Below are 20,573 nucleotides of genomic sequence, written 5' to 3'. Positions count from 1 at the left end.
ATTGCGCACAGTGTAGCAAAAGCCCGACCAGTTAACAGTTAATATGTGTTATAAATTCGGCAACTTAGTGAAGAGGAAAAGCCATGACATTTAAGCTTGATTTCAAAGTCAGGGATTACGAATGTGATTTGCAGGGCATTGTGAATAACAGTGTGTATTTTAATTATCTGGAGCACGCCAGACATGAATTTTTGATTGCCAATGGTATTGATTTCGCGGCGCTGGCAGAGCAAAAAATCAATCTGGTGGTGATCCGATCTGAAATGAATTATAAGGACTCGTTGAAACCGGGCGATGCTTTTTACGTTGAAGTTGAAACACTGCGCGTGAGCAAACTGAAGTTTGCATTTGTTCAGCGTATTGTCCGTGCCGAGGACGATAAACTCATGCTGGATGCCATTGTCACTGGTACATCGGTGAATGAACGAGGGCGTCCGTTCCTACCTCAGGAAATTGATCAGCTTTTTGGCTGATTTTTTTACTAAAAAGGCAGAAAATTACAGATTTTTACTGCCTTTTCCATACCGCCTGACGTTATAATATTAATCATATTTTAAGCGGTTGGTTTACCATGAAAATTTCCATTTTTTTATGCCTAATGTGCGTAATATTGATGGCATGTTCCAGTACAGGGAAGGTAACCAGGGAACAGCTTAAGCACTCTCACTGGCAGTTAACTCAGGTTGATGGAAACAGTGTTGCAGATGCTGCTGCCATCGAAATCGAATTTCTCGATGCTTTACAGGTAGTTGGTTTTGCGGGTTGCAATCGGTTTTTTGCTGAGGGCAACATTGAGTCGGATGTACTCAAATTGGCTCAGTTAGGTATGACCCGTAAGTCATGTGGCGATGTGCTGGATGCGCAGGAAACGCAGTTTCTGGAGATGTTACAGCAGGGCGTGACCGTCACCATCCAGAATAGCAAGCTACACCTGCAAGGCCAGAAGATCTGGCAATTTAAAGCGCTGGACGCAGAGCCTTTGACTAACTAGGCGCGATTCAGTACACTTTTTCACAGTTCGTTACTTGTCGGAGTGCCCATCTGGGCTGAGATCGCAGTATTGCGGGATCCGTGGACCTGATCAGGTTAATGCCTGCGTAGGGAACAAGCTACCTAAGTTGGTATATCGCAAGATATCTAGGTTGCCAGCCATGTTGTGCCTGTGCCAACATGCTCCACTGAATGAAACCAGCACACAGTATTCACTGCTGTGAATTTGGTTTGGACCCTTCTCGCTCCCTTTGTGGAGTTCTGACAAGACACCTTAACTTAATAATGAGGCATGTCATGTCAAACAACAGTAGCAAGTTATCACGTCGTGAGTCACGCGAGGCCGCGTCGGATTTTATTTACAACCTTACCGGACAACCCTTTCCCAATTCCGAGAAAGTCTATGTTGATGGCGAGCAGGCGGGTGTACGCGTCGGAATGCGCGAAATTACCCTGAGCGATTCTTTTATTGGTGGCACCGAAGAAGATCCGATCTATGAGCAGAATGAGCCGGTTCGTGTTTACGATACATCAGGCCCTTATACCGACCCTGAATTTAAGCTGGATGTGCGCACGGGGTTGCCGAAATTCCGCGAACAGTGGATTTTGGACCGGGATGATACAGAGGTGCTGGAGTCGGTCACTTCGCAATTTTCTCAGCAGCGTATGGCAGATGAAGGGTTAGACCATATTCGTTTTGAAAATTTGCCTAAAATACGCCGCGCTAAACCCGGGCAAAACGTTACGCAAATGCACTATGCGCGTCGTGGCATTGTGACTCCGGAAATGGAATATGTTGCGATCCGTGAAAATATGGGGCGTGCCAAGATCCGTGAAGAGTTACTGGCGCAGCAGCACAAAGGTCAGTCTTTTGGTGCGGAGATCCCGGATTTCATTACCCCGGAGTTTGTCCGCTCTGAGATCGCTCGTGGTCGCGCCATCTTGCCAAACAATATCAATCACCCTGAAACAGAGCCGATGATTGTGGGTCGTAACTTCCTGGTGAAGGTGAATGCCAACATAGGTAACTCGTCGGTGACTTCTTCTATTGAAGAAGAAGTGGAAAAGCTGGTGTGGTCAACACGCTGGGGCGCAGATACGGTGATGGACCTGTCTACTGGACGTTATATTCATGAAACCCGTGAGTGGGTAGTGCGTAACTCACCTGTGCCTATCGGCACAGTACCTATTTACCAGGCGCTTGAAAAAGTGAATGGGGTGGCTGAAGATCTGACCTGGGAGATTTTCCGCGATACTCTGATTGAGCAGGCAGAGCAGGGCGTGGATTACTTCACAATCCACGCGGGTGTATTGCTACGCTATGTGCCCATGACGGCTAAACGTGTCACAGGTATTGTGTCACGTGGCGGTTCTATCATGGCGAAATGGTGTTTGGCGCACCATAAAGAAAACTTCCTGTACACGCACTTTGAAGACATTTGTGAAATCATGAAACAGTACGATGTCTGTTTCTCTCTGGGAGATGGTTTACGCCCGGGATCAATCGCCGACGCCAATGACGAAGCGCAACTGTCTGAGTTACGCACCTTAGGTGAGCTGACAACGATCGCCTGGAAACACGACGTACAAGTGTTCATTGAAGGCCCGGGCCATGTCCCTATGCACCTGATCAAAGAAAACATGGATGAGCAATTAAAGCACTGTCATGAAGCGCCTTTTTACACCCTTGGCCCACTGACCACAGATATTGCACCAGGTTATGATCATTTCACTTCGGGTATCGGTGCGGCGCAAATTGCCTGGTACGGTACGGCGATGCTGTGTTATGTGACGCCGAAGGAACATTTGGGTCTGCCAAATAAAGAAGACGTGAAAGAGGGTCTGATCACTTACAAGATTGCGGCGCATGCAGCGGATTTGGCGAAAGGTCACCCTGGCGCACAAATTCGCGACAATGCCTTGTCTAAAGCACGTTTTGAGTTCCGCTGGCACGATCAGTTCAATTTGAGTCTGGACCCGGAACGCGCGCTGTCTTATCACGATGAAACACTACCGCAGGAATCGGGTAAAGTCGCGCATTTCTGCTCTATGTGTGGTCCTAAATTCTGCTCAATGAAGATCACTCAGGATGTACGTGACTATGCTAAGCAGCTGGAAGCTGAGGGCATAGATCCAAACAATGCGGGCGAAGCCATCGCGATAAAAATGATCGATGTGGAAGCCGAAATGAAAAATAAATCACGTGAGTTCAAAGAGACGGGCTCAGAGCTTTACCACAAAGCACTGTGATTGAAGACGGCGGGCCCATTTGGGCCCGCATGGAGGCAAGATGTCCCAGACAAATAAACCGCGTGTTGCCATCGTCGGTTTTGGCCTGATCGGTCGGGTTGCTGCCTTGATGTTGGCAGAGCACTTTCACCTGAGTATCTTTGAACGTGATCCGGTCTCGGCGCCTTCCAGCGTCGGAACTTTAGCTGCGGCCATGCTCGCCCCCATGGCTGAATCTGTGATTTGTGAGCAAGATCTGGCGGAGCTGGGTTTAGAAGCGATGGCCTTATGGCCTGAGTTGCTGGCCAAACTTGATACGCCGATATTTTTTCAGCAGCAGGGGACAGTGATTGTTGCACATCAGCAAGACCGGGGTGATTTACTGAGTTTTCAGCGTCGTCTTAAGCCTTTGGCTGGTCATCAGGCACAAAGCCTGGATGGCTGTGGTATTGGTGCGTTAGAGCCTGAGTTAGCTGGTCGATTTCATCAGGGTTTGTATTTACCCTGTGAAGGTCAACTCGATAATCTGGCATTCTTTGCGGCGAGCCTCGGCACATTACAGAACATGGGCATGTGCTTTCATGAGGGGGCTGATGCACAGATTGAACAGGGCCGTGTGAATGGTGAGGCGTTTGACTGGATCATCGATTGCCGCGGGTTAGACGCAAAAGCGCAGAGCCCAGGGTTGCGTGGCGTGCGGGGGGAAGTTGCACGCATTTATGCGCCTGAGGTGAACTTACAACGCCCAGTACGTCTTATGCATCCGCGTTATCCACTCTATATTGCGCCTAAGCCAAACCATGAATTTGTGATAGGTGCCACCGAAATTGAGTCTCAGGATCGGGGCGATATCACAGTACGTTCGACGTTGGAGTTGTTATCGGCGGCTTATACGGTGCACAGTGGTTTTGCTGAGGGGCGTGTGATGTCATTACGTGCAGGGTTACGCCCAGCATATAAAGACAATCGCCCACAAATCAGTGTGACAGACAATGTGATCCGAATTAATGGTCTGTATCGACATGGCTTTTTGCTGGCACCTGCTGTGGTGCAACAAGCGTTACAACAAGGGGTATTATGAATATTAGTTACAATGGTCAGGCACTCACGTTGTCGCAGCCACACTCTCTGTTAGAGGTAATTGAAGCACAGGGGGCGCAAGCACCCTACGCGGTTGCGCTCAATGGCCAGTTTGTACCGCGCAGCGGGTTGGCAGAGCAGCAATTGCAAGAAGGTGACAGCATTGAGTTGTTATCGCCTATTCAGGGAGGCTGATGATGCAGACTGATAAGCCTTTCACGGTTTATGGAGAGCAGTTTGACAGTCGATTGTTGATAGGCTCTGCACTTTATCCCTCGCCGGAGGTGATGCAGCAAAGTTTGCTGGCTTCCCGGGCGCAAATCGTGACGGTTTCTTTACGGCGACAAAATTCTGTGTCAGCGGGGGATGATTTCTGGCAATTGATCAAGGATACTGGTTTGCGGGTATTGCCGAACACTGCCGGGTGTCACAGTGTTAAAGAAGTGGTGACACTGGCGCAAATGTGCCGCGAAGTGTTTGCCACTGACTGGATAAAATTGGAACTCATCGGGGATGAATACAATTTACAACCAGATCCGATTGCGTTGCTCGAAGCAACCGAGATTTTAATAAAGCAAGGGTTTAAAGTGCTGCCCTACTGCACCGATGATTTAGTGGTGTGTCAGCGTCTGGCGGATCTGGGGTGTGAAGTTCTGATGCCCTGGGGTGCTCCCATAGGTACCGGTAAAGGCTTACTTAATCCCTATAATTTGCAAACCATTCGTGAGCGTCTGCCTGACCATACCCTGATTGTCGATGCGGGACTGGGCTTGCCATCTCATGCCGTTCAGGCGTTGGAGCTGGGCTATGACGCCGTGTTGCTAAATTCGGCCATTGCAGGTGCCGGGTGTCCTGTGACTATGGCCAGCGCCTTTCATCATGCTGTGGTTGCCGGGCGTGCTGCCTATGTGGCGCAGGCGATGCCTGAGAAAGAGGTGGCGGCGCCTTCTACCCCGACAATGGGTATGCCTTTTTGGCATCAGAATTAAACACACGTTTACGTGTCATGAAGACTGTGTGGCGTATTGCACTTAATCATGCGCCCATGTTCAACAGTATAAGTAGGAGTAATTGTGGCTGAACTGGTATGGACCATTGCAGGGTCGGACTCGGGTGGGGGAGCAGGCATACAGGCGGATGTGAAAGCTATGCACAGCTTTGGTGTGCAAACCTGCACGGCCGTAACCGCACTGACGGCGCAAAATAGTCTCGCGGTAGAGGAAATTAACGCGGTGTCCAGTGAAGTACTGGAATCTCAGTTGCTGGCGCTCGAAGCTGACTTAAAAGCGACTGTGATTAAGATTGGCATGCTCGCTAATAGTACGCAGATCCAGTTGGTTGCAGAGCATCTGGCACAGTACAAAAGCCGCTGGGAAAGACCGCCTGTGGTGGTTTTTGATCCTGTTGCGATTGCATCCAGTGGCGATGCGCTGACCGAAGAAGATACCCTGGATGCGCTGAAAAAGTACCTCTTGCCGCTGGTTGACGTGATCACGCCCAATACGCAGGAAACACAGGTACTGACTGGGGTATATCTGATTGGCCCAGACGCAGTCAGGGACGCTGCCCGTAAACTGAGGGAGCTTGGGGTGAAATCGGTGATTATTAAAGGGGGTCACTGGGATTACCCTAACGGTTACTGTATAGATTATTGCTGGAGCGAGGGCGAGGAGTATTGGCTTGGTAATGAGGCGATACAAACACCACATAGTCATGGCACTGGTTGTAGCTTTGCATCCTCTGTCGCTGCATGTCTGGCGAAAGGTTACCCTATCAAAGATGCCTTTATTCTGGCCAAAGCTTACATCAATCAGGGGTTGAAAGTAGCACAACGATTTGGTGAGGGCAGGGGACCACTGGCCCACGCCGGGTTCCCAGAACAGATCAGCGATTTTCCCCAGGTCATAGAGGCGGGCAGCTGGCTGGGCGATGAGCTGGAGTTTGCGGTTAGCGAAGAGTTTAACTTTGCCGCAGGCTTTGCTCCGGTGGGAGAAGAGCTGGGGCTCTATGCTGTTGTTGATTCCGTAGACTGGGTGGAAAAATGTCTGGCTGAGGGCGTGAAAACCGTGCAACTCAGAATTAAACAGGCTGACGAAACTACGCTGGAAGAAGACATACAGTGTGCGATCACCCTGGGGGAAAAGTATCAGGGTCGGGTTTTTATCAATGACCATTGGGAACTGGCCATTCGCCACGGAGCTTATGGTGTCCATCTTGGTCAGGAAGATTTGGATTCGGCTAACCTGGTTGCCATTCAACAGGCGGGTTTACGTCTTGGGGTATCAACACATGGTTTTTACGAAATGCTACGCGCTCATAACTACCGACCCAGCTATCTGGCGTTTGGGGCAATATACCCTACGACGACGAAAGACATGACAGGTCAGATCCAGGGGCTGGAGAAACTCAGACATTTTGTGCCCCTGATGCGTGAGACGTACCCTACAGTGGCTATTGGGGGGATCGACCTGACTCGTGCTCCTCAGGTCGCTGCGACGGGGGTCGGGAGCGTCGCGGTGGTGCGTGCCATTACAGAGGCCAGTGACCACAGGCAAGCGATTATTGACCTGAAACGGGCCACGGGCGAATCATGAGTACAGAGCTCAATGACAAAGAGCGGCTTAGGTACAGCCGCCATTTGCTCCTCAATGCAGTATCTGAAGCTGGCCAGATGCGGCTCAAAGCGGCCCGAGTGGCCGTAATTGGGTGTGGTGGCCTGGGAAGCCCTGCGCTATTTTACTTAGCCGCAAGCGGTGTTGGTCAGTTGAGCTTTTGTGATGATGATGCGGTTGAATTGTCGAATTTGCAAAGGCAGATTTTGTATAAGATTAATCACATTGGCCAGTCAAAAGCAAAAGCAGCAGGAAAAGTCTTAGCGAGTCTGAATAATCAAATTTCACTTATTCCACTGTCATTGAAGCTCGACACGAGCAATATAGACTCGGTTTTGCAAGACAGTGACTGGATCCTCGATTGCAGCGATAATTTCGCCACGCGCTACTTACTGAATCAGTATTGCCTGCGTGAACGTAAAGTACTTATCTCTGGCGCAGCGCTGGGCACTCAGGGACAGTTTATGACGTTTGACTTCAGAGCATCGTCTCCTTGCTATCATTGCGTCTTCCCTGAGTCGCCAGAATCTACCGAATTAAATTGTCAGAATGCCGGCGTAGTCAGCCCATTGCTTGGCATGATTGGCTCTATGCAGGCTATGAAAGCGGTCAGTTTGATTGTCTCTGGTGTACCAGACAAGGCGAGTGAGATGATAGTGGTTGATGCGTTAAGTTTGCAGCAGAGACAATTTGCACTGGAAAAAGATCCCGCATGTACGGTGTGCTGCTAATCCTGTCATGCTAATGTGTTTTCGTATTGTCGATTTATTCATCAATAAGGAAACATTATGAAAATCACACTCTCTAAAAAGAACCTCAAACAATTAAGCTCGCAAAGACGTGAGATAAACCCGCAGGAAACCCCTAAAGTTGCTGGTGGGGTGTCGGTACTTGCGCCTTGCTATACAGGCCCGGCTGGTTCGTGCGTCTGGTCTGTGTGTACGCTGATTGGATGTCCTTAACGTTCAGTTTAGCACCCATATCTTGGTACTCTGACACTAAAAAGCCCGCATGCGCGGGCTTTTTAGTGTCTTATTTGGGTGGGGTTATTCACGAATGGTCGCGAATGGCGTGCCCATGCGGGTGACTGTTTCTGGCAACTGGTTTGCGAGGAAGTCGGCTTTATCTTCTCCCCAGGCCAGGATCACCGTTGAGCCCAGCTTAAAGCGACCCATTTCGTCGCCTTTTTTCAGCTTAACGGCGTTATCACCCTCGGCCGGGTAATCCCAGCTGAAGACGTCTTTGCCTGCGGGTGGAGTGACAGTGGCTGCCCAGATGGTCTCAATGCTGGCGACTATGGTTGCGCCCACCAACACCATGGCAAGGGGACCGATTTCAGTATCGAAGATGGCCACAACGCGCTCGTTACGTGCAAACAGGTTCGGGACGTTTTGTGCTGTCAAAGGGTTTACAGAGAACAGATCGCCAGGTACGTAGATCATCTTTTTCAGCGTACCATCAAGGGGCATATGAATACGGTGATAGTCTTTGGGTGCCAGGTAAATGGTGGCAAATTTACCACCCAGATACGGCGCTACGTCTGACTCTTTGCCACCCAGTAGGGTTTGCAGGCTGTAGTCATGACCCTTAGCCTGAATGATCTGACCATCTACTACATCGCCCAGCTGGCTGATGGCGCCGTCAACCGGGTGTGCCACGATGCTGGTTTCCTCAGCAAGCGGGCGGATCCCCGGCTTGAGCGGGCGAGTAAAGAATTCATTAAAGGTTTTATAGTGAGCTGGATCTTCATGCAGCGCTTCACTCATGTCTATCTTGTATTGTTTGATAAACAGTTTAATTAAGGTGGTTGTCAGTGCACCCGCTTCGGCTGCTGCCAGTTTTCCCACCAAACGTGATACGGCATGTTTGGGTAAAGCATATTGCAGGGCAATTTTTAGTTTATCCAAGTTCACTTTTATTATTCCTGAAAAAATTTTGAAGATAGTATCAAACTCTTGGCGCGCGCGCACCTGCACGGCCATCTGCCATCGACTCCAGAATGCGGTGATAGCTGTCGAAGCGCAGTTCGCTTATTTTGCCTTCGTCAACCGCTTCCAGGATCAGACAACCAGGATCGTTGAGGTGTTTGCAGTCTCGAAAACGGCAGCCACCGATAAACTCACGGAACTCTTTAAAGCACCAGGTAACGCGTTCTACTTCGAGATGCCACAGACCAAACTCACGGATCCCCGGGCTGTCGATCAGGTTACCGCCACTAGGTAAATGATGCAGTTTAGAGACGGTTGTGGTGTGCTGACCCAGGCCACTGTTTTCAGACACTTCCTGGGTCAGGATGGCTGCATCAGGCAGTACCGTATTGACCAGTGTTGATTTCCCGACCCCAGACTGACCAACGAAGATATTATTCTTATCGGTTAGCAGGGCTTTGAGCTCATCGATCCCTTCGCCTGTCTTGTTACTGACCAGTAAGACGCGGTAGCCTAAGTCGCGATAGATATCCAAGACTTCATCGACATAGTCGAGGCCTTCGTCATCGAGCAGATCGACCTTGTTGAGCAACAGAATTGGTTCAATACCCATGTCTTCACAGGCGACCAGGTAACGGTCAATGATCTGTGGGGTAAATTCAGGCACCACGGCGGACACCATTAAAATCTGATCTATGTTGGCTGCCACCACCTTAACGCCATCATAAAAATCCGGACGAGTAAGCTGAGAGCGTCGAGGCTCGACGGCTTCTATGACGCCGGCCAAATCGCCTTCGCTCACTTTGGCGCGACGGAAAATCACTTCGTCACCACACACTAAGCTGGTGACGGTACGGCGGATATTGCAGCGTAGCACGTCGCCATTTTCGCACTCGACATCGGCATGTTGCCCAAAGCGACTGATCACCACGGCGGGTTCTGTGGGGCCCAGATTGTCTGTTTGCCAGCTTACCTGAGTGTCGGATTGTTGTTTCGCTTTATGCAAGCGTTTTTGATGATTGGCACTGATCCGTCTGGATTGGCCCTTACTGAGTTTTTTGCGTTTTGCCATATCTAATAAACTCGCGACACGATTTATTGCTATCGAGTGGTATACAGGCCAATCATGGACTATAACTCAATAAATTGCCCCGCTTTGTAAAAAAAAGCTTTTGGTCGAGTGATGAAGCTAATATGATATATCTAATTGCATTGGATCTAAAGGAAAGTACCGTTAGGTAGTGTATGTCTTTTCATGAATCAAACCTGATCTGGCTCGACTTAGAAATGACGGGTCTGGAACCTAAAACAGATAGGATCCTCGAAATTGCCACTGTGATCACAGACTGTGATCTTAACGTACTGGCTGAGGGACCTGTAATTGCTATCCATCAAAGTGATGAATTACTTGATAATATGGATGAATGGTGCACAAACCAGCATGGCCGCTCAGGCTTAACTGCGCGTTGTAAGGCCAGTTCTCATTCTGAATCTGATGCAATCAAACAAACCTTGGACTTCCTGAAGCAATGGGTGCCGCCGGGCAAATCGCCTATGTGTGGTAATTCGATTGGTCAGGACCGTCGTTTCCTCAATAAATACATGCCTGAGCTGGAAGAATACTTCCACTACCGCAACCTGGACGTTAGCACGATTAAAGAGTTGGCACGTCGCTGGAAGCCTGAGCTGTTAAACGGGATCCACAAAAAGAGCTCTCACCTGGCTCTGGACGACATTAAAGACTCCATTATGGAGTTGAAGGTCTATCAGCAAAAATTCTTCAATCTTTAAAAAATTTAGAAAAAGTACTTGCAATGCTTTTTCTATCTTGTAGAATCCTGCCCCGCTCAAGACGGCAAAGCTTATTTGTCTCTGGGGTATTGTATTTTAAAGCGGCACTAGCTCAGCTGCTAAAACGTTAGACGCGACCCGTCGTGCTCCAGTGTTTAAAACAATCGAGCAATTGTGGAATGCGGCACTGGCTCAGCTGCAAAAACGTTAAACGCGACCCGTCGCGCACCAGCGTTTTAATATTCCATAACTTATGAAGCGGCACTAGCTCAGCTGGTAGAGCGCGACCTTGCCAAGGTCGAGGTCACGAGTTCGAACCTCGTGTGCCGCTCCAACACTTTTTCAGGTGTATAAACTAGATGCTTTCTATGAAGCGGCACTAGCTCAGCTGCTAAAACGTTAGACGCGACCCGTCGCGCACCAGCGTTTAAAACAATCGAGCAATTATGGAATGCGGCACTAGCTCAGCTGGTAGAGCGCGACCTTGCCAAGGTCGAGGTCACGAGTTCGAACCTCGTGTGCCGCTCCAACACTTCTTCAGGTGTATAAACTAGATACTTTATTATGAAGCGGCACTAGCTCAGCTGCTAAACGTTAGACGCGACCTCAAGGTTGCGCCCAGCGAGAAACTAAGAGCTACATTGTGATGCGGCACTAGCTCAGCTGGTAGAGCGCGACCTTGCCAAGGTCGAGGTCACGAGTTCGAACCTCGTGTGCCGCTCCAACTTTCCTCTCGTTTTCGACCTTCATTTTACCCTTATTTTTTCATTCTGACTTACTCACTCAACTTTAAATCTTATTCCACCAATTTTCAGAGATAAACTGATTGCTTATTTTTAGCGCGGCACGTAAAATACGCGCTCTTTCGGCCTAACTAACTTTAGTTCCTTGCCTTACCCCGACTGGCCGAAACGGGACAAGGCTATATTAACCGTAAGGAATATCCATGCGTCATTACGAAATCGTATTCATGGTTCACCCAGACCAAAGTGAGCAAGTACCTGGTATGATCGAGCGTTATACTGGTGCCATCACAGAAGCTGGCGGTAAAATCCACCGTCTAGAAGACTGGGGCCGTCGTCAACTGGCTTACCCAATCGAAAAGCTTCACAAAGCACACTATGTTCTGTTGAACGTTGAAGCACCTACTGAAGTAATCAGCGAGCTTGAAACTTCTTTCCGCTACAACGATGCAGTGCTTCGTAACCTGGTTATGCGTACTAAGAACGCTGTAACTGAAGCGTCTCCTCTTGCTAAAGAAGAGAAAAAAGAAGCAGCAACTGCTTAATCGTTATTGATTCGGAATTGACCTGGTAGTTTGGTGAGCACTCAGTCTGAACTGTATACAAACCAGCTGGTATTATCTGGCACGGTCTGTAAGCCACCTAAGTACAGTCAAAGCCCCGCCGGCATCGCGCATTGTATTTTTGTTTTAGAACATAAATCGATGCAGGTAGAAGCCGACCTAAATCGTAACAGTTATGTACGTATTCAGGTGGTTGCCAGCGGACAGCAGTTCCGGACTCAACTAGAGCATTTATACGTTGGGCAGACCTTACAGGTACGCGGTTTTTTAAACCGACACGAAAGTCGCAGTGGCTTGAGTCAACTTGTATTACATGCACAACATATTGAAAGAATTAATTGAGGAAATTTACTCATGGCACGTTATTTCAGACGTCGTAAGTTCTGCCGTTTCAAAGCGGAAGGCGTACAACAAATCGATTACAAAGATCTGGCTACTCTTAAAAACTATGTAACTGAAAGTGGCAAAATCGTACCTAGCCGTATCACAGGTACTAGCGCTAAATACCAGCGTCAGCTAGCAACTGCTATCAAGCGTGCTCGCTACCTAGCCCTTCTTCCGTACACTGACTTACACAAGTAAGCAGCTGATTAACAGTTTTTAAAAGGTGTAGAGACATGCAAGTTATTCTACTAGACAAGATCGCAAACCTAGGTGGCCTAGGTGACCAGGTTTCAGTTAAATCTGGTTTCGCACGTAACTTCCTTTTCCCTAAGGGCAAGGCAGTTCCTGCAACTAAAGCTAACATCGAAACTTTCGAAGCACGTCGTGCTGAGCTTGAAGCGAAAATCGCTGAAGAGCTAACTGCTGCACAAGCGCGCGCTGAAAAACTAGAAGCACTTGCTGAAGTGACTCTGGTTTCTAAAGCGGGTGACGAAGGTAAGCTATTCGGTTCTATCGGTACTCGCGATATCGCCGACGCTATCACTGCAGTAGGTCTTGAAGTTGCTAAGTCAGAAGTTCGTCTGCCTACCGGTACTATCCGTGAGACAGGTGAGTTCGACGTAACTATCCAGCTTCACACTGACGTGACAACAGCTATCAAAGTAATCGTGATCGCTGAAGCTTAATTTTATTAAGCACCAACCGCGCGCATCTGTGCGCGGTTGTATTCCCAATCTCTGAAAGACAATAACAACTCCAATTTTCAGTGTGTGGATCTGATGATTATCGGGATCATCATGGAAGGTTTACAACACAAGTCGGAAAATTAATCCAAATCAAAACAACGGCGCTCGTAAACGGCTTATAGTCATTACGGGAACAATTGAAGCTAAAATCTAATGGTCTGACCTCACGGTTGTTCTAGGGTAAAAAACCCGGCTGTTATAGACTGTAAGCGCGTTCCTGTTTTAGCTAATTCTGTTTTGTGATATTTTAGTTAACTGTTTTTATTACAGGCACTTTTTTTTATTGGTTAAATGTCATACAGTCTACTCAATGATTTATGACAGCGTTATCATTTAGGTGGGAAACCCAATATGCTTAAGACCTCCAGAATGCGTGGATTTACTTTGATAGAGCTGCTGATCGCCATTGCGATCGTCGCCATCCTGGCCAGTGTGGCATTGCCAAACTACAGCGAGTATGTGCGTGAAAGCAGACGACTGGATGCACAACACTTGTTGTTGCAAACCAGTGCCACGTTGGAGCGTATCTATTCCCGCAATGGTGGTTACCCCAATACAGCAACATTTCAGGGTCTGCCTGCTGCTGAGTTCTACACGTTCAGCTACGAGGCGCGTAATAAGCCACAAGGTGCGAACGGTGATTTTCGCAATATGGGCTATATTTTAAGAGCGACACCAGTGGCTGATGAGGGCCAGAACAGAGACGTGTGTGGCGTGCTGACTTTAGACCATTTGGGCAATCAGGGAGGCAACCTGAATGACTGTTGGTAAACACACCCAGCGCGGCGTAACGCTCATTGAATTGTTGGTGGTGTTGGCGATTATTGCCATTCTGGCCATGGTTGCAGCACCTTCTTTAATTGGTCAGATTAAACAAGACCGGGTTAATACCACGGCAAATGAGTTAAGTAGTTTTTATCGCTTTGCGCGCAGTGAAGCGGTAAAGCGTGAAGTGCCGGTAAAGCTAGAGTTGGAAAACAGCGACTGGGTCATGAAGGTGGTTGAGCAAGGTCAGGAAGTGACCTTAAAGCGTTTTACGATTGATCATAACCAAGTAGCGGTGAACCTGGTCGACAGAACATTACGTTCAAGTGGTGAGTTGAGTGCATTTAGTAACATACTGATTTCAGATAACGATGCGGCAACGGATGATGTACGTTTGTGCATTCTACATAGTGGGCAAAGTTGGTTGGGTAAGGCGACAGATAATTGCGCGTAGTAAAAGGTTTTTCATTGCTGGAAGTCATGGTGTCTATGGTCATCGCGGCCATTGCCTTGCTGGGGCTTGCTGCGGCGCAGATAAAAGCCATACAGTTTGCACAGAATAGCTTTAACTACACCATTGCCCTGATCCATGGACAGAATGCAATTGAACGTATCTGGCCGGATATTTGTCACTACCAAAGTGTCAATACCAGTCTGAATCCTGGTACGAATCCTACCGCGGCGGGATTGTACCCAAATGATCCGCGTTTCAAGCTGACGCTACCCGACACGTTTAACCTTGATATGAGTGTGTCAGTCAGCTGGCATGACGAACGTATGACTGATACGGGGGTGGATCAAATTTCCCTGCATGCCAGCTTTGTTAATGTTTGCTTATGAGACGTCTGATGAACAGCCGCGGATTTACCCTGTTGGAGCTTTTGATAGCATTATCGATAGGGCTGTTTATGCTCGGTGGTATAGCAGTGGCCTATTCGACCATTCGCAGCACCATTGCTGTTAATCAGGAATTGGCACAAGCGCAGGAAGTTATCCGCTACACCAGTCAGCTTATGACCCGAAGTATCAAACAAACAGCTTCTACGCCCCAGGTCAGACTCAATGGTAGCGCGTTAGAAGTTACGCAGGTAGCCAACACGCCGGCCTGTGATGGCAGTGTACCTGCAGTCACTTATACAGAAACTTTTTCTTTGCTTGATGGTTATTTGTTGTGTGATATCAGCTCGGATAACTTGCCTGCACAACGCTTATTGCGCGGTGTGAATGCTTTGAGCTTTTCAGTCAACGGCTTGATCACGTCGATCACTGTAACGCCGGTGGGGATTCCTGTGCAGTATGCTGCGGGGATCCAAATAGACGTAGCTGCGAGCCAGCAAGTGCTCGCGACGGCTAATTGGTGACACTATGAAGATGCAGAGTTTACAACAACGTGGATTTACCCTGATTAAAGTCATGCTACTGAGTTCAGTGGCCAGCGTGGTTGTGTTTGCTGCATTTAAAGATACCCTGGTGCAGGAGCGCCTGAGTGGTAACTATCAAAAAGACCTCAACGCGCGTCTCCTGGCCGAAAAAGGGGTTATAGAGCGGGGCCAAGCACTTAAAGCCGCCATCACCAATAACGCCAATCTGACACTTGAGCAAGCCGTGCAGCAGATAGGCGCCGGGCTGGGTACTGGCGAGCTGGATGGGACAAGCTATAACGCACAGTTGTCAGTCAATGGAGACGAAGTGTCGATTGCCAGCCTCGGTCAGCGTTATGATGATCAGGCGCATGCGCGAATGGTCTCTTATTTTAAATACACGCCCGCCGAACGCAGTTCAGTGTTTCAAAATGCGGTCACTGGATGTAAAGGCGTTAATCTGGCAGGTAGCGGTCTGGTTGACAGCTATGACTCTACTGTTGGTAGTTATGAAGACACGCGCACCAGCAATGGTGACGTGAATACTGTGATTGGTGATGCAGATGTGGTATTGAATGGTCACTCACCGATTATGGGAGATGTAAAAGCATCTGGCGTTTTGTATCTCAAAGGGTCTTCACCTGTCGTGGGCACCGTGCAATCGAATACCGGGATCGACATTTCGGCGGGAAGTGGGGTGCGGGTTGATGGAGATGTACTCACTCAGGGATATGTAAAACACAATGGCGGCCAGATCACAGGTGTGCTGCGCGCAAACGGTGACGTAAGCATGAAGTGGGGTGCTGAGATCCTCAATCAAAATCAGGCTGAGCTAGATATCATGTATGGGGGAACGGGGAGTTTTCAAAGTAGTCATGTACAGGACGGGCTCCATTACTCAGCGGATCGTTTCAATGTGAACCCTGAAGTTGAAGCGGTTCGTGTCTATGATCCAAGTTCGCCAGATTATGACCCTAATGACCCTGACAAAGAATGTGACCCACTGGCTTTACCGCTCAATATGCCTTCCGTGATCGACAGCAATAACACTTACACGGATTTTACGGTGGGTGCACAGACCGACTATGTATTCACGCCAAGTGAGGGGCGTTATATACGGGGTGGTAGCGATACCTGGTCTTCGAGCCCTGCTGACATCTATTTGTTCCAGCATTTGACGCAAAATCATGGCCAGAGTAATACCAGCAGCGAATATGTCTTTGGTATGAAAAACATGAAGCTTACCAGTGATGGCACCATTACCATAGAAGGCGGTGATGTGATCTGGCTGGTTGATGGAGACTTCAAAATGACGGGCCATACCAGCATCACCATCAAAGCAGGCAGCAGCCTGGCCATTTTTGTCACCGGTAAAGTGGATTTTGGCGCCAGTGGGGTAGTCATCACAGAGCAGGAAGGATTGACTAACAGTGGTTTTCCAAGCTTGAGCATTTTCTCATCCTATTCAGGCCAGAATGGCATCACAATGCGCGGCGCCAGTTCAATGTATGCTGTTATATATGCGCCGGTGACCAGCATTGCTATGCGCGGGAGTGGCCAGTTTTATGGCACCATTCGCGGCGCAACTATAGATGCGACTGGCGGCAGTGGTGTGCACTTTGATGAAGCGCTGAAAAACTTCAATCTTGGCAATGGTGGCGTGATTACGCCGGCGAAACTGGAGTTTATGGGGTGGCGTTTTGAGTCTGGTGAAGATTACCAGGCACCGGATGAAGACGAAGAGTAACCTGCCTGTCAGTTATTTAGAAAATTTTTCTTTCCTGTTTAAACCTTTTGTTGTTCCACGCTCGTCTTATCCTCTAAACATCGCACCATTGGGTTACTTTCTTTATGGCACCTGATATGTCACGATGATGACACGCAAGCGAAGGAATACTCTATGATAATCAATGCCAAAGAGGCATTTAATCCAGACACGATTGAGTTGTTAGTGCAGCGTGCTCAGCAAGGCGAGCAAGCGGCATTTGAACAGCTCTATCAGCAGTGTTATCGCAGGGTGTATGGACTGTGTTTGCGTTTGCTCGCTGATCAGGCCCATGCGGAAGATGCGACACAGGAGGTATTTGTACAACTTTGGCACAAAATTGCCCAGTTTCAGGGGCAGTCAAAATTCACTACCTGGTTGCACAGTGTCACATCGAATGTCGCGATCAGTTATTTACGTAAACAAAAAAACTGGCTGCAAAAAGTGGTAAGTCTCGAAGACAGTGGGATGGAATACGCCGAGATAATGCAATGCCAATCGCTCAATGGGCTCGACAAACTGATCTTACGTTTACCAGAGCGAGCACGTCTGGTGTTTGTTTTGCACGCGGTGGAAGGGTACCGCCACGAAGAAGTTGCCAGCATGTTGAATATGGCGGTGGGATCAAGTAAATCGCAGTTTCACCGGGCCAGGAAATTGTTACAGGAGTGGTATGACAATGAGTAAACCAACATTTGAGCAGTTTCTGAAACAACAGCTGCCGCGCCAGCAAGATCAGGACCAGCTGCCTGAACCACAAAAAGACTTGTGGCAGGGCATTGAAAAAGCGATCAATGTATCCAGTACAGTGGCTCCGCCACCTAGCCCCTGGATAAAGTTAGCGGGAGTGGCAGCCTGTGTATCAGCAGGTTTACTGAGCTGGCAGGTCATTATGACGCAGCCCAGAGAAGATACCATGACCCATATGAGTGCTTTTTTTGAACAGAAGAAACAGACATTATTGGTTCAGTATGAGGCACAGCCGGCCTTGACGAAAGACTGGCAAGTGCCATTGCAGGAACTAGAGGAAGCAGAGCAGGCGATTAAGCTTGCACTGATGAAAGACCCTGACAACGCTGCCCTGCTTAAGATGCTGGCACAGGTTTACCAGCAGCAGTTAGATTTAATCACTAAGGTACATCAGCCCCAGTGGCAACAGATTTAGGAGAGAAGCATGAAAGCAATCATTTTTGGACTGGCTACGCTGCCGCTGTTTGCCCTGGCGGGTGACAAGATTGACGAACAGATAGAGATACCGCTGGATGGCAAAGTCGTTATCGAAAGCCAGCGAGGCAAAGTGACAATTAAATCATGGGATAAGCCAAGCTTTCAGGTCATTGGTGAACTGGATGAACTGGCCGAAGGCTATACGCTGGAAACTCAGGGCAGTGTGACCGAGTTTATCGTTAAAATGCCACGCCGCAGTAAAAGCTGGAATAACCAGCGAGACGGCTCTCGGCTGACGATTTATATGCCACGGCAAAGCGAGCTTAACTTTGAAGGGGTGAGTGTTGACGTGGATGTTAGTCACTTTGATGCTGGTGTGGCCGTAACCACAGTCAACGGGGACATTGAGGCCAATGAACTCAGCGGCAAGGTTGAACTGGAGACCGTGAATGGCGATATTGAAGGCAAAAAGTTATCTGGCAATATTCGTTATGAAACGGTCAATGGTGACATTGAAGATATGGCATCAAATGGCAAGTTGCGTTTCAATGCGGTCAATGGCGGCATTGAGGGTGTGACTCAGGCTACTGATATTCGCGTTGAAAACGTCAATGGAGAAGTCGATTTTGACATTGCCAGCCTGAAAGACTTACGTATGAGTACGGTGAATGGTGAGATCAACGTGCGTCTAAGAGCACTCGAAAAAAGCGCGAATATTCGTTTTGAGTCGGTCAGCGGAGATGTCGACTTTTACTTCCCGGCAGAACTGTCCGCACGCTTCGATATTGATGCCCATGCAGGTGGACGGATCATCAATGAGCTTTCGACAGACAAAGAGAAGAAAGCCAAATATGGTCCATCCCGGGAATTGGAATTTGTGGTCAAAGATGGAGACGTGGATGTGGAAATCGATACTGTCAGCGGGCGCATTGCATTGAAGAAACTGTAAAGCAAACGGTGGGGGCGCAGTGCGCCTCCTGTGGTCATCATCAGACAGATAATCAAGATTCATTTCCACCCCATTTGCGTATACAATAACAGGTCTTTCCCTTAGTGTTTGTAGTGATATGGCGAAACCTGATCAACAAGTCGATACCCTGAAAGTTCCCCCCCATTCCATCGAGGCTGAGCAGTCTGTGCTTGGCGGACTCATGCTTGATAACCAGGCGTTTGACAGAGTGGCAGAGCTGGTCGTCGCGCAGGATTTTTATACCCGCACTCATAAGCTGATATTTGAGGCAATGACCAAATTGGTCGAGGCCAGCCAGCCGATTGACCTTATCACTATTTCGGAAAATCTTGAGAAGAATAACCAGCTGGACACAGTAGGTGGCTTTGCTTACCTGGCTGAGATTGCGAAAAATACCCCCAGTGCGGCGAACATTGATGCTTATGCCAGTATTGTCCGCGAGCGTGCGGTGGTCCGTGAGATGATCACGGTTGCCAATGAAATTGCCGAAGCGGGTTTCAACCCGGAAGGACGCGACAGCCACGAATTACTGGACCTGGCGGAAAGTAAGGTATTCAAAATCGCTGAGCAACGCACTAAGAGTACCGAAGGTCCGCAGAGTATTCACAGCATTCTGGAAAAAACCGTGGATAAGATCGAAGAGCTTTACCAGTCGCCGCAGGATGGTGTAACCGGGGTGAGCACGGGCTACTCTGACCTTGACCAGATGACCGCAGGCCTACAACCGTCAGACCTGATCATCGTCGCGGCACGTCCGTCGATGGGTAAAACCACTTTTGCGATGAACCTGGCCGAGCATGCGGCGATGACGCAAGACAAGCCTGTACTTATTTACTCGCTGGAGATGCCTTCAGAACAGATCATGATGAGGATGCTGGCCTCACTGGGACGAATTAACCAGACTAAGGTCAGGACCGGTCAACTGGATGATGACGATTGGGCACGCCTGTCCTCAACTATGGGCTTGCTAATGGAAAAGGGCCAGATGTACATCGATGATGCCTCTGGCCTGACACCGACCGATGTGCGCTCTCGGGCGCGGCGGATAGCGCGGGATCATGGCGGGATCAGCATGATTATGGTGGACTACTTGCAATTAATGCGAGTCCCCAGTTTGTCGGATAACCGGACCTTAGAAATCGCCGAGATATCTCGTTCACTTAAGGCATTGGCAAAAGAGCTTCAGTGTCCGGTGATAGCCCTGTCGCAGCTTAACCGTACACTGGAACAACGGGCGGATAAGCGCCCGGTTAACTCAGACTTACGTGAATCGGGGTCTATCGAGCAGGATGCCGACTTAATCATGTTTATCTACCGGGATGAAGTGTATAACGACGACAGCCCGGATAAAGGCGTTGCAGAGATTATTATCGGTAAACAGCGTAATGGCCCGATTGGTAAGGTTAGGTTAACCTTCCAGGGGCAATTCTCTCGGTTCGACAATTATGCTGGCCCTGCAGTGGATGACGAATACTAAGA

Annotated in this window: 25 protein-coding genes, 3 tRNA genes and 1 riboswitch; of the genes, 26 read left to right on the top strand and 2 right to left on the bottom strand. The window is 48.9% G+C overall.

Annotation, left to right across the window (positions count from 1 at the left end; translation table 11 throughout):
• Nucleotides 1-83 precede the first annotated feature (83 nt).
• From IY568_RS15135 to IY568_RS15095, 9 genes are all read left to right on the top strand, one after another.
• Nucleotides 84-473 (top strand): acyl-CoA thioesterase, encoded by a 390-nt coding sequence (locus IY568_RS15135; RefSeq protein ID WP_125563120.1) that lies wholly within the window; start codon nt 84-86, stop codon nt 471-473.
• A 140-nt stretch (nt 474-613) separates the two neighbouring features.
• The gene (locus IY568_RS15130; RefSeq protein WP_171045036.1) at nt 614-991 is read left to right on the top strand and encodes an META domain-containing protein; all 378 of its coding nucleotides are present in this window, start codon (nt 614-616) and stop codon (nt 989-991) included.
• 28 nt (nt 992-1,019) lie between these two features.
• Nucleotides 1,020-1,121, top strand: a riboswitch (TPP riboswitch).
• Nucleotides 1,122-1,287: 166 nt separating this feature from the next.
• Nucleotides 1,288-3,240 carry a phosphomethylpyrimidine synthase ThiC gene (thiC, locus tag IY568_RS15125; protein WP_049864897.1) on the top strand — a complete coding sequence of 651 codons (1,953 nt, stop codon included), beginning with the start codon at nt 1,288-1,290 and terminating at the stop codon, nt 3,238-3,240.
• Nucleotides 3,241-3,280: 40 nt separating this feature from the next.
• Entirely contained in the window at nt 3,281-4,300 is a 1,020-nt protein-coding gene (locus IY568_RS15120; protein WP_194868012.1) for an FAD-dependent oxidoreductase, read from the top strand.
• Nucleotides 4,297-4,494, top strand: a complete 198-nt coding sequence (gene thiS, locus IY568_RS15115) for a sulfur carrier protein ThiS (RefSeq protein WP_138537811.1) — start codon at nt 4,297-4,299, stop codon at nt 4,492-4,494. The genes IY568_RS15120 and thiS overlap by 4 nt, the downstream gene beginning before the upstream one ends.
• Before the next feature lie 2 nt (nt 4,495-4,496).
• Nucleotides 4,497-5,288: a thiazole synthase gene (locus tag IY568_RS15110; RefSeq protein WP_125563186.1), complete on the top strand. Its 792-nt coding sequence runs from the start codon at nt 4,497-4,499 to the stop codon at nt 5,286-5,288.
• Between the two features lie 84 nt (nt 5,289-5,372).
• Nucleotides 5,373-6,893, top strand: coding sequence for a thiamine phosphate synthase (gene thiE / locus IY568_RS15105; RefSeq protein WP_125563127.1), 1,521 nt, complete (start codon nt 5,373-5,375; stop codon nt 6,891-6,893).
• A complete protein-coding gene (locus IY568_RS15100; protein WP_194868011.1) occupies nt 6,890-7,642 on the top strand; it encodes a HesA/MoeB/ThiF family protein in 753 nt (250 codons plus the stop codon). The genes thiE and IY568_RS15100 overlap by 4 nt, the downstream gene beginning before the upstream one ends.
• 57 nt (nt 7,643-7,699) lie before the next feature.
• The gene (locus IY568_RS15095; protein WP_164517606.1) at nt 7,700-7,873 is read left to right on the top strand and encodes a hypothetical protein; all 174 of its coding nucleotides are present in this window, start codon (nt 7,700-7,702) and stop codon (nt 7,871-7,873) included.
• A gap of 84 nt (nt 7,874-7,957) precedes the next feature.
• Here IY568_RS15095 and asd read toward each other — a convergent pair whose 3' ends face one another.
• Nucleotides 7,958-8,824, bottom strand: a complete 867-nt coding sequence (asd, locus tag IY568_RS15090) for an archaetidylserine decarboxylase (RefSeq protein ID WP_194868010.1) — start codon at nt 8,822-8,824, stop codon at nt 7,958-7,960.
• Between the two features lie 34 nt (nt 8,825-8,858).
• Nucleotides 8,859-9,911, bottom strand: coding sequence for a small ribosomal subunit biogenesis GTPase RsgA (gene rsgA, locus IY568_RS15085; protein WP_125563134.1), 1,053 nt, complete (start codon nt 9,909-9,911; stop codon nt 8,859-8,861).
• 173 nt (nt 9,912-10,084) lie between these two features.
• Between rsgA and orn the strand changes: the two genes are divergently transcribed.
• The 17 genes from orn (at nt 10,085) to dnaB (ending at nt 20,571) form a co-directional block, all read left to right on the top strand.
• Entirely contained in the window at nt 10,085-10,630 is a 546-nt protein-coding gene (orn, locus tag IY568_RS15080; RefSeq protein WP_010386260.1) for an oligoribonuclease, read from the top strand.
• A 258-nt stretch (nt 10,631-10,888) separates the two neighbouring features.
• Nucleotides 10,889-10,964 (top strand) — tRNA-Gly (locus IY568_RS15075).
• Between the two features lie 119 nt (nt 10,965-11,083).
• A tRNA-Gly gene (locus IY568_RS15070) sits at nt 11,084-11,159 on the top strand.
• A 119-nt stretch (nt 11,160-11,278) separates the two neighbouring features.
• Nucleotides 11,279-11,354: transfer RNA gene (locus tag IY568_RS15065), tRNA-Gly, on the top strand.
• 222 nt (nt 11,355-11,576) lie between these two features.
• Nucleotides 11,577-11,918 carry a 30S ribosomal protein S6 gene (gene rpsF, locus IY568_RS15060; protein WP_010386261.1) on the top strand — a complete coding sequence of 114 codons (342 nt, stop codon included), beginning with the start codon at nt 11,577-11,579 and terminating at the stop codon, nt 11,916-11,918.
• Nucleotides 11,919-11,948: 30 nt separating this feature from the next.
• Nucleotides 11,949-12,278, top strand: coding sequence for a primosomal replication protein N (gene priB, locus IY568_RS15055; protein WP_125563136.1), 330 nt, complete (start codon nt 11,949-11,951; stop codon nt 12,276-12,278).
• A gap of 12 nt (nt 12,279-12,290) precedes the next feature.
• The gene (gene rpsR, locus IY568_RS15050; RefSeq protein ID WP_010386263.1) at nt 12,291-12,518 is read left to right on the top strand and encodes a 30S ribosomal protein S18; all 228 of its coding nucleotides are present in this window, start codon (nt 12,291-12,293) and stop codon (nt 12,516-12,518) included.
• A 35-nt stretch (nt 12,519-12,553) separates the two neighbouring features.
• On the top strand, nt 12,554-13,006 hold the full coding sequence (gene rplI, locus IY568_RS15045; RefSeq protein ID WP_010386264.1) for a 50S ribosomal protein L9: 453 nt from the start codon (nt 12,554-12,556) through the stop codon (nt 13,004-13,006).
• Nucleotides 13,007-13,417: 411 nt separating this feature from the next.
• Complete coding sequence (locus IY568_RS15040) at nt 13,418-13,837, top strand: type IV pilin protein (protein WP_125563138.1); 420 nt, start codon at nt 13,418-13,420, stop codon at nt 13,835-13,837.
• Complete coding sequence (locus IY568_RS15035) at nt 13,824-14,285, top strand: pilus assembly FimT family protein (RefSeq protein WP_049865203.1); 462 nt, start codon at nt 13,824-13,826, stop codon at nt 14,283-14,285. Before IY568_RS15040 ends, IY568_RS15035 begins: the two co-directional genes overlap by 14 nt.
• Complete coding sequence (locus IY568_RS15030; protein ID WP_125563140.1) at nt 14,276-14,671, top strand: type IV pilus modification PilV family protein; 396 nt, start codon at nt 14,276-14,278, stop codon at nt 14,669-14,671. The genes IY568_RS15035 and IY568_RS15030 overlap by 10 nt, the downstream gene beginning before the upstream one ends.
• A complete protein-coding gene (locus IY568_RS15025) occupies nt 14,668-15,192 on the top strand; it encodes a PilW family protein (RefSeq protein ID WP_194868009.1) in 525 nt (174 codons plus the stop codon). Before IY568_RS15030 ends, IY568_RS15025 begins: the two co-directional genes overlap by 4 nt.
• A gap of 4 nt (nt 15,193-15,196) precedes the next feature.
• Nucleotides 15,197-16,939 (top strand): PulJ/GspJ family protein, encoded by a 1,743-nt coding sequence (locus IY568_RS15020; protein ID WP_194868008.1) that lies wholly within the window; start codon nt 15,197-15,199, stop codon nt 16,937-16,939.
• Between the two features lie 153 nt (nt 16,940-17,092).
• Nucleotides 17,093-17,644: an RNA polymerase sigma factor gene (locus IY568_RS15015; protein ID WP_125563146.1), complete on the top strand. Its 552-nt coding sequence runs from the start codon at nt 17,093-17,095 to the stop codon at nt 17,642-17,644.
• Entirely contained in the window at nt 17,637-18,122 is a 486-nt protein-coding gene (locus IY568_RS15010; protein WP_138539481.1) for a hypothetical protein, read from the top strand. The genes IY568_RS15015 and IY568_RS15010 overlap by 8 nt, the downstream gene beginning before the upstream one ends.
• A 9-nt stretch (nt 18,123-18,131) precedes the next feature.
• Nucleotides 18,132-19,073, top strand: a complete 942-nt coding sequence (locus IY568_RS15005; RefSeq protein ID WP_194868007.1) for a DUF4097 family beta strand repeat-containing protein — start codon at nt 18,132-18,134, stop codon at nt 19,071-19,073.
• Between the two features lie 118 nt (nt 19,074-19,191).
• A complete protein-coding gene (gene dnaB, locus IY568_RS15000) occupies nt 19,192-20,571 on the top strand; it encodes a replicative DNA helicase (protein WP_046004973.1) in 1,380 nt (459 codons plus the stop codon).
• Nucleotides 20,572-20,573 lie beyond the last annotated feature (2 nt).

Source organism: Pseudoalteromonas sp. PPB1 (assembly GCF_015356275.1).
Taxonomy (GTDB): Bacteria; Pseudomonadota; Gammaproteobacteria; order Enterobacterales; family Alteromonadaceae; genus Pseudoalteromonas; species Pseudoalteromonas rubra_D.
Note: the sequence above shows the minus strand (reverse complement) of the source record. Positions and strands in the feature narration are given on the sequence as shown.

Coding starts and splice junctions, on each gene's coding strand:
- IY568_RS15015 (WP_125563146.1), top strand. CDS start 17,093: ATGATAATCAATGCCAAAGAGGCATTTAATCCAGACACGATTGAGTTG.
- dnaB (WP_046004973.1), top strand. CDS start 19,192: ATGGCGAAACCTGATCAACAAGTCGATACCCTGAAAGTTCCCCCCCAT.
- rpsF (WP_010386261.1), top strand. CDS start 11,577: ATGCGTCATTACGAAATCGTATTCATGGTTCACCCAGACCAAAGTGAG.
- IY568_RS15135 (WP_125563120.1), top strand. CDS start 84: ATGACATTTAAGCTTGATTTCAAAGTCAGGGATTACGAATGTGATTTG.
- IY568_RS15035 (WP_049865203.1), top strand. CDS start 13,824: ATGACTGTTGGTAAACACACCCAGCGCGGCGTAACGCTCATTGAATTG.
- IY568_RS15100 (WP_194868011.1), top strand. CDS start 6,890: ATGAGTACAGAGCTCAATGACAAAGAGCGGCTTAGGTACAGCCGCCAT.
- IY568_RS15020 (WP_194868008.1), top strand. CDS start 15,197: ATGAAGATGCAGAGTTTACAACAACGTGGATTTACCCTGATTAAAGTC.
- IY568_RS15005 (WP_194868007.1), top strand. CDS start 18,132: ATGAAAGCAATCATTTTTGGACTGGCTACGCTGCCGCTGTTTGCCCTG.
- thiC (WP_049864897.1), top strand. CDS start 1,288: ATGTCAAACAACAGTAGCAAGTTATCACGTCGTGAGTCACGCGAGGCC.
- IY568_RS15110 (WP_125563186.1), top strand. CDS start 4,497: ATGCAGACTGATAAGCCTTTCACGGTTTATGGAGAGCAGTTTGACAGT.
- orn (WP_010386260.1), top strand. CDS start 10,085: ATGTCTTTTCATGAATCAAACCTGATCTGGCTCGACTTAGAAATGACG.
- IY568_RS15040 (WP_125563138.1), top strand. CDS start 13,418: ATGCTTAAGACCTCCAGAATGCGTGGATTTACTTTGATAGAGCTGCTG.
- IY568_RS15120 (WP_194868012.1), top strand. CDS start 3,281: ATGTCCCAGACAAATAAACCGCGTGTTGCCATCGTCGGTTTTGGCCTG.
- IY568_RS15095 (WP_164517606.1), top strand. CDS start 7,700: ATGAAAATCACACTCTCTAAAAAGAACCTCAAACAATTAAGCTCGCAA.
- IY568_RS15025 (WP_194868009.1), top strand. CDS start 14,668: ATGAGACGTCTGATGAACAGCCGCGGATTTACCCTGTTGGAGCTTTTG.
- rplI (WP_010386264.1), top strand. CDS start 12,554: ATGCAAGTTATTCTACTAGACAAGATCGCAAACCTAGGTGGCCTAGGT.
- IY568_RS15130 (WP_171045036.1), top strand. CDS start 614: ATGGCATGTTCCAGTACAGGGAAGGTAACCAGGGAACAGCTTAAGCAC.
- thiS (WP_138537811.1), top strand. CDS start 4,297: ATGAATATTAGTTACAATGGTCAGGCACTCACGTTGTCGCAGCCACAC.
- rsgA (WP_125563134.1), bottom strand. CDS start 9,911: ATGGCAAAACGCAAAAAACTCAGTAAGGGCCAATCCAGACGGATCAGT.
- IY568_RS15010 (WP_138539481.1), top strand. CDS start 17,637: ATGAGTAAACCAACATTTGAGCAGTTTCTGAAACAACAGCTGCCGCGC.
- rpsR (WP_010386263.1), top strand. CDS start 12,291: ATGGCACGTTATTTCAGACGTCGTAAGTTCTGCCGTTTCAAAGCGGAA.